Source organism: Thauera sp. WH-1, from assembly GCF_047806685.1.
Lineage (GTDB): Bacteria > Pseudomonadota > Gammaproteobacteria > Burkholderiales > Rhodocyclaceae > Thauera.
In genome coordinates this window covers 135,146-148,078 of the sequence record NZ_JBLQGP010000011.1, presented here as the reverse complement: position 1 = coordinate 148,078, position 12,933 = coordinate 135,146, and the positions used below count along the sequence as shown (strand labels likewise).

The window sequence follows — 12,933 nt, the reverse complement described above, 5'->3', positions numbered from 1 at the left end:
TACATCGCTCACCACAACACTGACCCCAAGCCCTTCATCTGGACCAAGAGCGCTCGCGACATCCTGCAGAAGGTCATCCGCGCAAACAGCCGCTTAAGTTCCAAACAAAATGCAGCACTACACTAGTATAGGCATCAGGCGCCAATTGGGCCGCCCCGAGAGTTGGGCAGCGAGCTCTGCAGAATGGTGTCAGTCGTCACGGCAAAATTGACGGCGCGCCCGCCACGGCCTCCCCCCCGACGGCGAGGACGGGCAGGAGTGAGGGGGCGGACGCCGCGCCGGTGCCGTGCAGCGCCCGCGCCCTCAGGCCGGCCCGAACATCAGCTGGTCGCGGATCGGACTGACGTCCTGACCGTCCTTCATCAGCTGGAAGTACCAGGCGCCGTCCGCGGTGTCGCCGTACAGCACCGAGCCGACGATGCGGCCATCGCGCAGCACGAGGCGCTTGTACACGCCGCCCTGCCTGTCCTGCAGCACGATCTCCTCGGTGTCGGCACCGCCGCTGAAGTCGCCCGCGGAGAACACGTCGATGCCGGTGACCTTGAGCTTGGTCGAGGTCAGCGAGCCGGTGTAGCGGCCGATGCCGACATTGGCGAGGTGGTTGGCGCACACCTTGCCCTGCTCGAACAGCGGCGCCACCAGGCCGTAGGCGATGCCACGATGGGCGACGCACTCGCCGACCGCGTAGATGCGCGGGTCGGTGACGGTCTGCAGCGTGTCGGAGACATGGATGCCGCGCATCCGGCCCCTGCCGCAGTACAGCCCGGCGGACTCGGCCAGCACACAGTTGGGCCTGACTCCGGCCGCGACCACGACCAGATCGGCGGCGATCTCCATGCCGTCCTTCAAGCGCACCACACCCACACGCCCTCCCTGCGCTCCGCCGCCAGACTCGGCCTGCGTACCGCGTGCCGGCAGCAGCGCCTCGGTCTGGCGCGCGAGCAGGAACTTCATGCCCCTGGCCTCGAGCGAGGCCTGCAGCATGTCGGCCGCCACCTTGTCGAGCTGGCGCTCCATGATCCATTCGCCGAGGTGCACCACGGTGACGTCCATGCCGCGCAGCATCAGGCCGTTGGCCGCCTCGAGGCCGAGCAGGCCGGCACCGATCACCACCGCGTGGCGGTACTGGCCAGCCGCCGCGATCATCGCCTCGGTGTCGGCGATGTCGCGGTAGCCAAGCACGCCGGGCAGGTCCTTGCCGGGGATGGGCGGGATGAAGGGGGTGGAGCCGGTGGCGAGCAGCAGGCGGTCGTAGTCGGCCTCGATGAGGCGGCCGTCCTCGCCCTCGGCGATCACCTTGCGCCGGAGACGGTCGATGCGGGTGACCGTGCTGCCGGCGTGCAAGGTGATGTGGTTGTCGCGATACCAGGCGAGATCGTTCAGCATGATCTCGGGCAGCGTCATCTCGCCCGCCAGCACCGGCGACAGCAGGATGCGGTTGTAGTTGCCATGCGGCTCGGCACCGAACACGGTGATGTCGTACAGGTCGGGAGCGAGCTTGAGCAGCTCCTCGATGGTGCGCACGCCGGCCATGCCGTTGCCGACGAGGACGAGTTTCATCTTCTTCATGCCTGTTCTCCGCTCACGCCCGCCGCACCGCGGCCGTCTGGCTGGCACCCGCCGCGGCGCGCGCGCGCGCGTTGGCGATCGGCTCGACCTTGCGCTGCTTCTCGTAGAGGAAGCTCAACACCTCGTGGCGGTAATGGGTGTAGCGCGCGTCGTCGGCGAGCGCGAGGCGGTCACGCGGGCGCGGCAGCTCGATGTCGAGCACCTGGCCGATGGTGGCCGAGGGGCCGTTGGTCATCATCACGATGCGGTCGGACAGCAGCACCGCCTCGTCCACGTCGTGGGTGATCATCATCACCGTGTTCTGCAGCTCTGCCTGGATGCGCATGACCTCGTCCTGCAGGTGGGCGCGGGTGAGCGCGTCGAGCGCGCCGAAGGGCTCGTCGAGCAGCAGCACCTTGGGCTCCATCGCCAGCGCGCGGGCGATGCCCACGCGCTGCTTCATGCCGCCGGAGATCTCCGCCGGCAGGCGGTCGAGGGCGTGGCTCATGCTCACCATGTCGAGGTTGTGCAGGATCCAGTCGCGCTGTTCGGCCGCGCTGCGCCGGCCCTTGAAGATCTTCTGCACCGCGATCTCGACGTTCTGGTAGACGGTCAGCCAGGGCAGCAGCGAGTGGTTCTGGAACACCAGGGCGCGGTCCGGGCCGGGCGCATTGACCTCGCGGCCATCGACGATGACCCCGCCCGAGGTGGCGCGCAGCAGGCCGGCGACGATGTTGAGCACGGTCGACTTGCCGCATCCCGAATGGCCGATCAGCGAGATGTACTCGCCGCGCTGGATGTCGAGGTTCACATCCGCGAGCACCGGGTTGGTGAGGCCGCCACGGCTGAACGCCATGTCGACGCGGGAGATGCTGAGATAGGGCTGGCTCATGATCAGGGACTCCTCAGGCGGGGGTGGTGCCACGGGTGACGCGCTTGCCGACCCAGGCGACCAGGCGGTCGAGCAGGAAGCCGACGACGCCGACATAGACGAGGGCGAGGATGATGTCGCTGACCAGCGACGAGTTCCACGCATCCCAGATGAAGAAGCCGATGCCCACGCCGCCGATCAGCATCTCGGCGGCGATGATCGCCAGCCAGGACAGGCCGACGCCGATGCGCAGCCCGGAGAAGATGTAGGGCGCGGCCGCCGGCAGCATGATCTTCCAGAAGTACTCGACGCCGTTGAGGCGGATGACGCGGGCGACATTGCGGTAGTCGTCGGGGATGTTGCGGATGCCGACCGAGGTATTGATGATGATCGGCCAGATCGCGGTGATGAAGATGACGAAGATGGCCGACGGGTTGCTGTCCTGGAAGCCGGCCAGCGAGATCGGCAGCCAGGCCAGCGGCGGCACCGTGCGCAGTACCTGAAAGAGCGGATCGAGCCCGCGCAGCGCCCAGGTGGATTGGCCCACCAGCACGCCCAGGCTGACCCCGGCCACCACCGCCAGCAGGTAGCCGTAGGCGACCCGCTCGAGGCTGGCGAGGATCTGCCAGGCGAGGCCGACGTCGTTGCCGCCGTTGTCGAAGAAGGGCTGGGTAATCAGCTCCCAGGTGTCGGTGACCACCTGGCTGGGCGGCGGCAGCGCCGCGCCCGGGCGCCCGCATAGCAGTTCCCACACCGCGAGCAGCAGGCCGATGACGACCAGCGGCGGCAGCACGTGGTTCATGAAGTAGGCATGGGCCGTGCTGGCGCGCGCGAGCAGCAGGGAGGGCGGCGCGCTGGCCGGCGCGGGTGCAGCGATGGAATGGGTGTTGTCCATGACGGGCTCCTGTATAGGTCGGACCTGGGGGCCAGGCCCGGTTGATCCGGTCTCAGCCGCGCACGGCCTTGATGGCGAGGCTGTCGAGGTAGGCCATCGGGTTCTCGGGGTCGAAGACCTTGCCGTCGAAGAAGGTCTCCAGCCCGCGCGAGGTCGAGGCCGGGATGTCGCTCGCCGCCACGCCCAGTTCCTGCGCCGCCTGGCGCCACAGGTCCTCGCGATTGACCTTGGCCACCCAGCCCTTCATGTCGAAGTCGCGTGGCAGGTAGCCCCAGCGGATGTTCTCGGTGAGGAACCACAGGTCGTGGCTCTGGAAGGGATAGGAGGCCTGGTCCTTCCAGTAGCGCATCTGCGCCGGGCTGTTCTCGACCACGCGGCCGGTGCCGTAGTCGAAGTCGCCGCGCATGCGATCGACGATGTCCTCGAAGGGGGCGTTGATCCAGCGCCGCTTGGCGCAGATGCGCGCCACTTCCTCGCGGTTGGCCGGGTCCTCGCAGAACATCTGCGCCTCCATCACCGCCTTGAGCAGCGCCTTGGTCGCGTTGGGGTTGGCATCGACGTAGTCGGCGCGCATGGCGAAGGCCTTTTCCGGGTGGTTGTGCCACAGCTCGCCGGTGGTGTTGGCGGTGTAGCCGATGCCCTGGTTGATGAGCTGGCGGTTCCACGGCTCGCAGACGCAGAAGGTGTCCATGCTGCCGACCTTCATGTTGGCCACCATCTGCGCCGGCGGCACGACGATGGTGGCGATGTCGCGCGTGGGGTCGATGCCGCCGGCGGCCAGCCAGTAGCGGATCCACATGTCGTGGGTGCCGCCGGGGAAGGTCATCGCCGCGTTCACCGCCTTGCCGCCGGCGCGTTTGGCGGCGAGCGCATCCTTGAACGCGCGGGTGTCCACACCGACCTTGAGGTCCTTGTACTCGTTGCCCACCGAGATGCACTGCCCGGCCAGGTTCAGGCGGGCGAGGATGTACATCGGCACCTGCACGTTGTTGGCCGTCATCGCCCCGCTGCTGATCAGGTAGGGCATCGGGGTGAGGATGTGGGCGCCGTCGATGCCGTTGCGCGCCGAGCCCAGCACCAGGTTGTCGCGGGTGGTGCCCCAGGACGACTGCTTGAGCACCTCGACCTCGGTCATGCCGTGCTTGGCGAAGAAGCCCTTCTCGTCGGCGACGAAGAGCGGTGCGGCGTCGGTGAGCGCGATGAAGCCGAGCTTGGCCTTCGTCGTCTCCAGCGCGCCGCCGGCGGCCCGCGCCCGTGCGGACCAGAATCCGCCCACCATCGCCGCGCCAGTCAGCGCGGCGGCGCTACGGATGAAGTCACGACGGCTGAATTCCGACTGCTTGATGACCTTGCTGCCCATGATCGACTCCTGAATATGAACCGCTGAAAGCAACAAGGCGCCCATCCCCGCCTGCGCGTGCGCTGGCCATGGATGGACGCCTTTGTCCGGGATGCGACAGCCTTGGGCTGCGCCGTGAGTCTCGAACCGCCTTTGGTTTCGCCTCGCTTCCGACTATGCAGAACTCGTGCCAGGGCATGAAAGGCCGCCTGATCCCTTGCCGCCGGCGGGTTTCGGCCGCAAGGCGGGGCTGGCACCGCCTCCGGGCAATGCACTGCTGCAGTGCAACACAAGCAGGGCGCGCACAGCCCCGGTGCGCTTCAGGGACGCTTCACGACCGCCCCGGGGAGCAACTCGGCCATCGCCAGTACGGCCTGGGCCACGTCGACGAGGCGGCGGCCCTGGTTCATCGCCGTCTGCCGCAGCAGACGGTAGGCCTCCTCCTCGCTCAGGCCCTGGTGCGCCATCAGCAGGCCCTTGGCGCGCTCGATGAGCTTGCGCTCGTCGAGCGTCGCGCGCACCGTCGCGAGCTCATCGCCCATCGCCTGCAACCGGCGCGACTGCGCCTGCAAGGTGTCGAGGATGGAGCGCGTCAGACGGGGGCCGAGGCCGTCGCCCCCCCGCAGCACGCCCTCGCCGCCCTCCCAGCCCGCCTCGCCGCCGGGCGCGGCGGGGTCGCCGCCGACCAGCACCGTCAGCGGCGCGGGTGCATCGGGCTGGGCGCGCAGCGCCTCGAGCATCGCCTGCTGGTCCTCGAGCTCGGCCCGGGTGGCGGCAATCTTGCGCTCGCAGGCCTGCTGCAGACTGGTGGCGAGATGGGCCTCGACCTCATGGATCTGGTCCAGGCGCTGCGAGCAGCAGTCGAACCAGACGTCGGCCAGCGCGCCGTCGAGTGCGGCGGCGGGCGCGGCGGCCACCAGCTTGCGGCGCAGGCGCTCGAGCTCGCTCAGCGGCATCGTGGCCTGCAGCGCGCGCCACTGCGTCAGGACCTCGTCCGCACAGAAGGCCTCGAAGCGCTCGAAGCATTGCTCCTGGCTCTCGATCAGGTGCACCAGCTGCTGCATCTCCTCGCTGCCGATGCGCCCCGCGGCAAAGGCCGCCGCACCGGCGGCGCGCTCCTGCCCGGCGAATTCCTTGCCCTGCATCAGGTTGAAGAGGCCGACCAGCGGCCGCGACACGGCCGGGTCCACGGCGACATCGGCCGCCTCGAAAACCAGGGCGAGCAGCGCCGCGACTGCCCTGTTGTAGCGTCGCGTGGCCTCCTGCGCGCTGCAGGCCTGCGCACGCACGGCCTCGCGCAGTGCGGGCAGCTGGTCAAGGGCATGGACGGCGACGGCGATGCGGGTGAACAGGCGCACGCCCCCGGCGAGCGCGCCTTCGCGCTGCTCGAGGCCGTCGAGCCAGTCGCGCACCCCCACTTCGGCCGCAGCGCTGGCGGCGATGCGCTCGTCAAGCTCGGCGCCGAAGCGCTGGCCGGCCGAGGCCAGATGGACGTTGCACGCGCCGCGCTCGCGCTGCAGCCGATGGACGAGTTCGCTGAGTTCCTGCACCAGTTCGCAGGTGCGCGCGAGCTGCTCGAGTTCGTCGATTTCGCAGCGGCGTGCCGCGACCAGAAAGCTGAGCGCCGATGTCATGCGGGGTTCTCCATGATCCTGCCTGAGGCTGCGGCCGGGTCGACCGCCATCGATTTCAAGCAAGAGTCGTGCAGAGGCGCGCGAGGACGTGGCGAGCAGCGGACGAGCAGGTGGGCGAGGAACGCTACCCGCGACGACCTGCGGTTAGTCGCCGCGCGTCCGCGGCAGGGCGCCGATGCCGGCCAGCAGCCCCGCGACCACGGCCGGGGCGGCGAGCAGTGCCCGGTGCACCTGCAGCAGCCGCGCCCCCGCCTGCAGCCGCGCGCGCGCCACGCGAGCCGAGTCGATGCCGCCGACGCTGATCAGGCACACGCGCGGTCCGAGCGCGGCCGACAGCTCGGCCAGGCGCGCGCAGGCACGCTCCGCCGCCCCTTCGGCGCAAACGAGCAGGCCATCGGCACCGGCCTCGACCAGCCGATGCGCCCAGGCCAGGCGATCATCGCCTTCCATCCACGCCGCCGGCAGCTTCGCCACCAGGGCAAGGCGGCGCGGCCGCACGAGGCGCTCGCGCAAGGCACCCAGACCGGCGAGCAGCTCGACCAGCTCGGGCGGCCCCACCGGAGCACGGGCCGGGTTGAGCACCACATAGTCGGTGCCCGCATGCCATGCCGCCAGCGCGCGGCCAAGCGCCTCGGCGCCGTTCGCTTCCCCGTACGGCGGCACGAGCAGGCTCAGCCCACGACGAGGCGGCGGCGCGACACGCCCACCCCCTGCCTCGTCCCGCCGTGACGCGGCGGGCGGGAACAGCGGCCTGCAGCCGGCGAGCGCCGCGCCGAAGCTGCCGCGCTCGATGCCGCCGATGCCGAGCGCGGCCGCATCGGCGAGCAGGCAGCCGCGCCGATCGAAGCCGGCAGCAAGCAGCAGCGGGGAGGCGAAGCTGAGCCCCATGGCCTCGAGCGCGGGGCGCGCTGGCGCGGGCGCGGCCCCGCGCGGCATGCCGGAGCGGGCCGCAGCGGCGGCGGCAGGCGTGGCGGCGGCGCCCAGGCGTGCCAGGCGCTGCACCGCCCAGCGCGTGCGCAGCGCGCGCGGCGTCAGCGGCGTCAGCGGCCGCGGCGTCATGAGGGCACGGCCGCTGACGCCGCGCGCCGCGCGCCCCCCAGCGGCCGGCGGCGGGCGAAGGCCTCGAGGAAGGCGGCGAGCGCCTCGACCGCTGCATCCGCCAGGCCGTTGTAGACGCTCAGGCGCACGCCGCCACGCGCCGGATGACCGCCCAGGTCGCGCAGGCCGGCGGCCTCCGCCTCGGCCAGGAAGCGCGCGCACAGCGGCGTATCCGCAAGCTGAAAGCAGGGATTGACGCGTGAGCGCCAGCCCGCCGGCGCCAGCGGACGGTAGAGCCCTGTCGCCTCGCCGCTGGCCATGGCCGCCGCCAACAGCGCATCGCGGGCTTCGAGCCGCGCCGCCATCGCCGCCACGCCGCCGGCGGCCTCGATCCAGTGCAGCATGCGATGGGCGACGAACACCGCCAGCACCGGCGGCGTGCACAGGCGCGAGTCCGCCGCGGCCTGCGCGGCGTAATCCATCACCCGTGGCGTGTCGGCGCGGGCGCGACCGAGCAGCGCGCGGCGAACGACCACCAGGGTGAGCCCGGGGGTGCCGATCGTCTTCTGCGTACCGGCATAGATCAGGCCGAGCGCGCGCCAATCGAGCGGGCGCGTCAGCAATTCGGACGTCAGGTCGGCGACCAGCGGCGCGGCACTGCGTGGCAAGACCGGGAACTGCAGGCCGTCGGCGGTCTCGTTGGGGGTGACATGGACATAGGCGTAGCCGGCCTCGCCCTCCGTCGCCGCCGGTGGCGGGAGCGACAGACCGTGCTGCGGATCGCTCACCAGCGCTTCCACGCCGAGCACCTTCACCCGCCCCAGGCGCTGCGCCTCGGCGAGCGCGCGGCGCGACCAGTGCCCGCTGTCGATGTAGAGCGCCTGGCGCGCGCCGGCGGCGACACCACCGCGACCGGGTGCTGGCGCACGGGCCTCGTCGCCCTCGTCGAGCAGGTTCATCGGCAGCAGCGCGAACTGCGCACTGGCGCCGCCGGCCATGAACAGCACCGCGAAGTCGTCCGGGATCGCCAGCAGGCGGCGCAGGCAGGCCTCGGTCTCGGCCTGCAGGCTGCGGTAGGCGAACGAGGTGAAGGGCAGGCTCAGGATCGAGCCCGGTCCGGGCCGGCAGGCCGCGGCCACTTCGTGCGCGACCTCGCGCGGCAGCGGGCCGGCGGCGGCCGAGAAGCTGAAGCCGGCCTGCGCCCGCCAGGCGGCAAAGGCCTCAGACATAGAGCGCCAGCCCATGCGCGCCGCTGGCCATGAAGAACAGCACCGGGATCGACAGCATGGTGTTCACCCGCGCCGACAGGAAGGTGATGCGCGAGCAGCGCAGGCGCTCCTCGAGCGGCGCCGGCACGAAGCCGAGCACCCGCTTCTGGTGCGGCCACAGCACGAACCACAGGTTGCACACCATGATCAGCGCCAGCCAGATGCCGACGCCCAGCGGCACCAGGCTGCCCTGCAGGCTGAGCGCCTCGGCCAGCCAGCCGCGCTCCGACAGCATCGCCAGCCCGCTGCCCAGCACCACCAGCGAGGCATAACGGAAGGCGCCATGCTCGCGCTGCATCAGCGCACGCTGGCGCGGGCTGTCGGGGTCGGACAGGTCGGCCGCGGTCAGGGGCACATAGCGCGAACGGGTGACGGCGGTGGCATAGTTGTGCCCCACCCACACCAGCGCAGCGAGAAAGTGCAGCCAGCGCGCGGCGACTTCGAACAGCATGTCCATGGTCGGCGCCGCCTCACATCACGAGGCGCAGCAACAGCGCCAGGGCCGCGGTGAGGGCGACGCCAAGGCCCACCGTCACGGCAGCGGAATCGAACACGTGCAGTAGCCAGTCAGACATGGCCGCACTCCACGGTGGCAAGGGCCAGATCCTCGCGCGCCGGCGCCGGTGTGGCGCAACCCGCCGCGCTGCCGCAGCCGCCAGCGGCGCCGAGCAGGCGCGAGTTGCCCTCGTTGCGCAGCACCAGCGGCTGGATCCTGCGCGCGGGGGACTGCGCCTTCTCGATCGCCGCGGTGATCAGGTGGTGATGCGGCGAGCGCGAGCAGGCGGGGTCGGTGTTGGCGGCATCGCCGGTGAGCAGGAAGGCCTGGCAGCGGCAACCGCCGAAGTCCTTGTCCTTCTCGTCGCAGCTGCGGCAGGTCGGGCTCATCCATTCGTCGCCGCGGAATTTCTGGAAGGTGGGCGATGCGTTCCACAGCCAGGCCAGGCTGTGGTCGCGCACCGAGGGGAAATCCAGCCCGTCGATGATGCGCGCCTCCTGGCAGGGCATGGCGGCGCCGTCGGGGGCGATGGTGAGGTGGATCGCGCCCCAGCCGTTCATGCAGGCCTTGGGCCGGCCCTCGTAGTAGTCGGGAATGACGAAGTAGATCGTCATGCGCTCGCCGAGCCGTTCGCGTGCGGCCTGCACCGCGCGCTCGGCCGCCTGCAGCTGCGCGCGGGTCGGCAGCAGTTCGTCGCGGTTCAACAGCGCCCAGTTGTAGTACTGGATGTTGGCAAACTCGAGGTAATCGACGCCGATGTCCGCCGCGAGCGCGAGGATGTCCTCGACTTGGCCGATGTTGTGGCGGAACACCGGCACGTTGAGCACCATCGGGAAACCGTGGGCCTTGATCAGGTGCGCGACCCGGATCTTGAGGTCGAAGGCGCGCGCGCCGACCAGGGTGTCGGTGAGTTCGCGCTCGCTCGACTGCAGCGAGAGCTGGATCTGCTTGAGGCCGGCGGCCTTGAGCGCGAGCAGGCGCTCTTCGTTGAGGCCCACCCCGGAGGTGATCAGGTTGGTGTAGTAGCCGAGCGCGCTGGCCTCGGCGACGAGCTCCTCGAGGTCGTCGCGCAGCAGCGGCTCGCCGCCGGTGAAGCCGAGCTGCAGCGCGCCGAGCGCGCGTCCCTCGCGCAGCACGCGCTTCCACTCGTCGGTGGACAACTCGGCCTTGCCATCGCGGGCATAGTCGACCGGATTGCTGCACCACGGGCACTTGAGCGGGCAGCGATAGGTGAGCTCGAGCACCAGCCACAGCGGCTTGCCCTGCCCGTCAAGCCTGACGACGGATCCATCCTTTGGCACGGAACACCTCCAGGAATTTGTATACGCCCTCGGCGACGCGCGCGTCGTCGCCCGGGTAGCGCTGCTGCAGGTCGGCAATCAGCTCGGCGACGGTGCGATTGCCGTCGCAGCGCTCGATGATGTCGCCAGCGGTCTGGTTGAGCTTGACGATGCCCTCGGGGTAGAGCAGGACGTGCGAGTCCTGCGTCGGCTCCCAGCGGAACAGGTACATCGGGTTGAGCGCGTAGCGCTCGTCCGCGTCGGGCGGGTTCGGGGTCGCGGTGGCGGTCATGCGGGCCTCGGCTGCGGGTTGGCAGGCCCCGGTCCGCCCGCGGGCGGCCGGGCTCGCAGGCGTCAGCGCACGTAGACGTAGGCGGTGACTTCGAAGCCGAGACGGATGTCGCAATACGCGGGGTCGGTCCACTGCATGATGGGTCTCCTCTGGAATGATGGTGGGCGAACCGGCGCGGCGGCCGGTTCGTGGCCATCATCGCCTGCGAGCCGCGCAGCGGGATCCGCAGAATCGGGGTTGGGCCATCGGCAGGATCGCGAGCCCGCGCTCGCGGAAATCATGATTCTTCAGCAAGCTGCACCGGCGTTGACCTGGGTCAACGCGCGATAGGCTGCACCTGGCGGATCGCCTCGGCCAGTTGCTCGCCGGCAGCGTCGGCCGGCCCGCGCCAGCCATCGAAGTGCAGCAGCTCGGTCAGCGGCATGCGCTTCAACCAGCCGGCGCTCTCCAGCTCCGGGCGGGCGTGAAAGTCCTTCACGTAGCCGATGCACAGGTAGGCGATCGGGATGATCTCGGGCGGGATGCCAAGCGCCTCGCGCAGCGCCTGCTCATGCAGGATGCTGACCCAGCCCACGCCGAGGTTCTCGGCGCGCGCGGCGAGCCACAGGTTCTGCACCGCGCACACCGCGCTATAGATGTCCATCGCGCCGATATGGGTGCGGCCGATCACCACCGGGCCGTGGCGGCGGCGGTCGCAGGTGATGCACAGGTTGAGCGGCGACTCGAGGATGCCCTCGAGCTTGAGATTGCGGTAGGTGGCGCGCTTGCCCGCGTCGAACATCTGCTCGGCTTCGGCATGGGCGGCGAGGAAATCGGCGTGGATCCGCGCGCGCACCTCGCGCGAACGCACGAGGATGAAGTCCCACGGCTGCATGAAGCCGACCGAGGGCGCGTGATGGGCGGCGGTGAGCACGCGCGCAAGCACCGCGTCGGGAATCGGGTCGGGGCGGAATTCGCCGCGCACGTCGCGGCGGGTGTGGATGGCGCGGTGCACCGCGTCGCGCTCGGCGGCACTGAACTGCGGGTCGGTCTGGAAACGGGTAGGCGCGTCGTTCTCGAAACGCTCACGCGCGTTGTCGCACAGCGGCGCGAAATGCGCCTGCGTCGGGCTGCTCATGAAGTATTCCCCTTGTCGTCGAGCAGGAGACAGCCGCCGACCAGGCGGCTGTGCAGAACACTTCGAGGCCGGTCTTCCGGCTACGGATCCTCTCGTCCGGGCGCCTTCCCGGTCCTTGCGGACCAGTGGCTGGGCGAACCTTGCCCGGACAATCCCCTTCACGGCGCTGGGCGCGCGGCGGATTGGCACCGCCTTCCCGATTCTCCCGCGCTGATCGCGGGCACCCCGAAGCAATACAGGGCGGATTCTAGCGGGAGCGCCGCCCGGCGGGTCGGATTCGTGGCGCAGTGCCCACCCCACGCTCCACCCCACACCGCCCCTTGCCGCGCGTGGCCGACGCCTGCCGGTGCGGGCTCAGAAGGACGAGCCGGGCTGCTGCAGGAAGGCGGCTTCGTCCGGGCTCGTCTCGCGCCCCAGCGCGGCATTGCGGTGCGGAAAGCGTCCGAAGCGCTCGATGACGGCCAGGTGGCGGCGGGCGTAGTCGACATAGCCGTCGAAGCTGGCCTTGGCGTGCGCCGGCACGCTGGCGGCGAGCTGGTCGAACAGGCGCACGGCTTCACGCTGGTCGCCCAGGTCCTCGGAATGTTCCAGCGGCAGGTAGATGAAGACCCGCTCGACCGCGCGCAGCGCCGTGTCCAGCCCGAGACGCAAGCTCTCCTTCGCCCAGCGCAGGGCCAGCACGTCGAAGGCGAAGGCCGCCGCCTCGCCGCGCCAGATGTTGCGCGGAAACTGGTCGGTCAGCAGGATCAACGCCAGCCGCCCGCGCGCATCCCTGAGCCAGGCGTCGAGTTCGCCACCCGCCGCGCGCGCGACCCAGGGCGCGAAGCGCTGCCTGATCTGCGCATCGACGTCGGCCTGCTTGCGCCACCACAGCGCCGACTGTTGCGCAATCACCGCATCGTCATCGGCGGCGGTACCGAACCAGAAGGCGTGGATCGTATCCGGGGTTTCCATGCGGGCCTCCCAGGGCCGAAGGCGAGGACTGGAAGCATAGCCCACGTGCGCGGCGGCCTGCATTCGCACCACCCTGGTGAGCAGCGGCACCGTTGCGGTGCATCATTTGCCCCCGAGTGCGCGCCGCCAGGGCGAGAACGGCCTGATCCAGGGCATCTGCACCCTGGCACGGTCCCTGCTTTACTGACCCATACCTGCGCC

At 70.4% G+C, this 12,933-nt stretch carries 12 protein-coding genes, 1 pseudogene and 1 riboswitch; all 13 genes and pseudogenes read right to left on the bottom strand.

Translation table 11 applies throughout. The features are described from left to right. Positions 1 to 312 precede the first annotated feature (312 nt). Positions 313 to 1,569, bottom strand: a pseudogene (locus ACMV5O_RS12545) (NAD(P)/FAD-dependent oxidoreductase); the annotation flags it as partial. Positions 1,570 to 1,582: 13 nt separating this feature from the next. Further along, positions 1,583 to 2,446, bottom strand: coding sequence for an ABC transporter ATP-binding protein (locus ACMV5O_RS12540; protein ID WP_416163771.1), 864 nt, complete (start codon positions 2,444 to 2,446; stop codon positions 1,583 to 1,585). Between the two features lie 7 nt (positions 2,447 to 2,453). Beyond that, the gene (gene ntrB, locus ACMV5O_RS12535) at positions 2,454 to 3,314 is read right to left on the bottom strand and encodes a nitrate ABC transporter permease (protein ID WP_416163767.1); all 861 of its coding nucleotides are present in this window, start codon (positions 3,312 to 3,314) and stop codon (positions 2,454 to 2,456) included. A gap of 52 nt (positions 3,315 to 3,366) precedes the next feature. Beyond that, positions 3,367 to 4,674 carry a CmpA/NrtA family ABC transporter substrate-binding protein gene (locus tag ACMV5O_RS12530; protein WP_416163766.1) on the bottom strand — a complete coding sequence of 436 codons (1,308 nt, stop codon included), beginning with the start codon at positions 4,672 to 4,674 and terminating at the stop codon, positions 3,367 to 3,369. Between the two features lie 299 nt (positions 4,675 to 4,973). After that, positions 4,974 to 6,287 (bottom strand): nitrate- and nitrite sensing domain-containing protein, encoded by a 1,314-nt coding sequence (locus ACMV5O_RS12525; RefSeq protein WP_416163765.1) that lies wholly within the window; start codon positions 6,285 to 6,287, stop codon positions 4,974 to 4,976. A gap of 144 nt (positions 6,288 to 6,431) precedes the next feature. Next, a complete protein-coding gene (locus ACMV5O_RS12520; RefSeq protein WP_416163764.1) occupies positions 6,432 to 7,346 on the bottom strand; it encodes a dihydroorotate dehydrogenase in 915 nt (304 codons plus the stop codon). Then, positions 7,343 to 8,554 (bottom strand): 3-phosphoserine/phosphohydroxythreonine transaminase, encoded by a 1,212-nt coding sequence (gene serC / locus ACMV5O_RS12515; RefSeq protein WP_416163763.1) that lies wholly within the window; start codon positions 8,552 to 8,554, stop codon positions 7,343 to 7,345. The genes ACMV5O_RS12520 and serC overlap by 4 nt, the downstream gene beginning before the upstream one ends. Further along, positions 8,547 to 9,050 carry a hypothetical protein gene (locus tag ACMV5O_RS12510; RefSeq protein ID WP_416163762.1) on the bottom strand — a complete coding sequence of 168 codons (504 nt, stop codon included), beginning with the start codon at positions 9,048 to 9,050 and terminating at the stop codon, positions 8,547 to 8,549. The genes serC and ACMV5O_RS12510 overlap by 8 nt, the downstream gene beginning before the upstream one ends. Positions 9,051 to 9,160: 110 nt before the next feature. Further along, positions 9,161 to 10,390: a pyrroloquinoline quinone biosynthesis protein PqqE gene (pqqE, locus tag ACMV5O_RS12505; RefSeq protein WP_416163761.1), complete on the bottom strand. Its 1,230-nt coding sequence runs from the start codon at positions 10,388 to 10,390 to the stop codon at positions 9,161 to 9,163. Beyond that, positions 10,359 to 10,661, bottom strand: coding sequence for a pyrroloquinoline quinone biosynthesis peptide chaperone PqqD (gene pqqD, locus ACMV5O_RS12500; protein ID WP_416163760.1), 303 nt, complete (start codon positions 10,659 to 10,661; stop codon positions 10,359 to 10,361). The genes pqqE and pqqD overlap by 32 nt, the downstream gene beginning before the upstream one ends. A gap of 62 nt (positions 10,662 to 10,723) precedes the next feature. Continuing rightward, positions 10,724 to 10,798 (bottom strand): pyrroloquinoline quinone precursor peptide PqqA, encoded by a 75-nt coding sequence (gene pqqA, locus ACMV5O_RS12495; RefSeq protein ID WP_002924740.1) that lies wholly within the window; start codon positions 10,796 to 10,798, stop codon positions 10,724 to 10,726. A gap of 179 nt (positions 10,799 to 10,977) precedes the next feature. Beyond that, a complete protein-coding gene (gene bluB, locus ACMV5O_RS12490) occupies positions 10,978 to 11,778 on the bottom strand; it encodes a 5,6-dimethylbenzimidazole synthase (RefSeq protein WP_416163759.1) in 801 nt (266 codons plus the stop codon). Between the two features lie 48 nt (positions 11,779 to 11,826). Further along, positions 11,827 to 12,021, bottom strand: a riboswitch (cobalamin riboswitch). A gap of 111 nt (positions 12,022 to 12,132) precedes the next feature. Then, positions 12,133 to 12,732, bottom strand: coding sequence for a DUF924 family protein (locus ACMV5O_RS12485; protein WP_416163758.1), 600 nt, complete (start codon positions 12,730 to 12,732; stop codon positions 12,133 to 12,135). Positions 12,733 to 12,933 lie beyond the last annotated feature (201 nt).

Bases quoted from the DNA above. Each gene is read 5' to 3' on its own strand.
- ntrB (WP_416163767.1), bottom strand. From the start codon at position 3,314: ATGGACAACACCCATTCCATCGCTGCACCCGCGCCGGCCAGCGCGCCG.
- ACMV5O_RS12530 (WP_416163766.1), bottom strand. From the start codon at position 4,674: ATGGGCAGCAAGGTCATCAAGCAGTCGGAATTCAGCCGTCGTGACTTC.
- ACMV5O_RS12525 (WP_416163765.1), bottom strand. From the start codon at position 6,287: ATGACATCGGCGCTCAGCTTTCTGGTCGCGGCACGCCGCTGCGAAATC.
- ACMV5O_RS12520 (WP_416163764.1), bottom strand. From the start codon at position 7,346: ATGACGCCGCGGCCGCTGACGCCGCTGACGCCGCGCGCGCTGCGCACG.
- serC (WP_416163763.1), bottom strand. From the start codon at position 8,554: ATGTCTGAGGCCTTTGCCGCCTGGCGGGCGCAGGCCGGCTTCAGCTTC.
- ACMV5O_RS12510 (WP_416163762.1), bottom strand. From the start codon at position 9,050: ATGGACATGCTGTTCGAAGTCGCCGCGCGCTGGCTGCACTTTCTCGCT.
- pqqD (WP_416163760.1), bottom strand. From the start codon at position 10,661: ATGACCGCCACCGCGACCCCGAACCCGCCCGACGCGGACGAGCGCTAC.
- bluB (WP_416163759.1), bottom strand. From the start codon at position 11,778: ATGAGCAGCCCGACGCAGGCGCATTTCGCGCCGCTGTGCGACAACGCG.
- ACMV5O_RS12485 (WP_416163758.1), bottom strand. From the start codon at position 12,732: ATGGAAACCCCGGATACGATCCACGCCTTCTGGTTCGGTACCGCCGCC.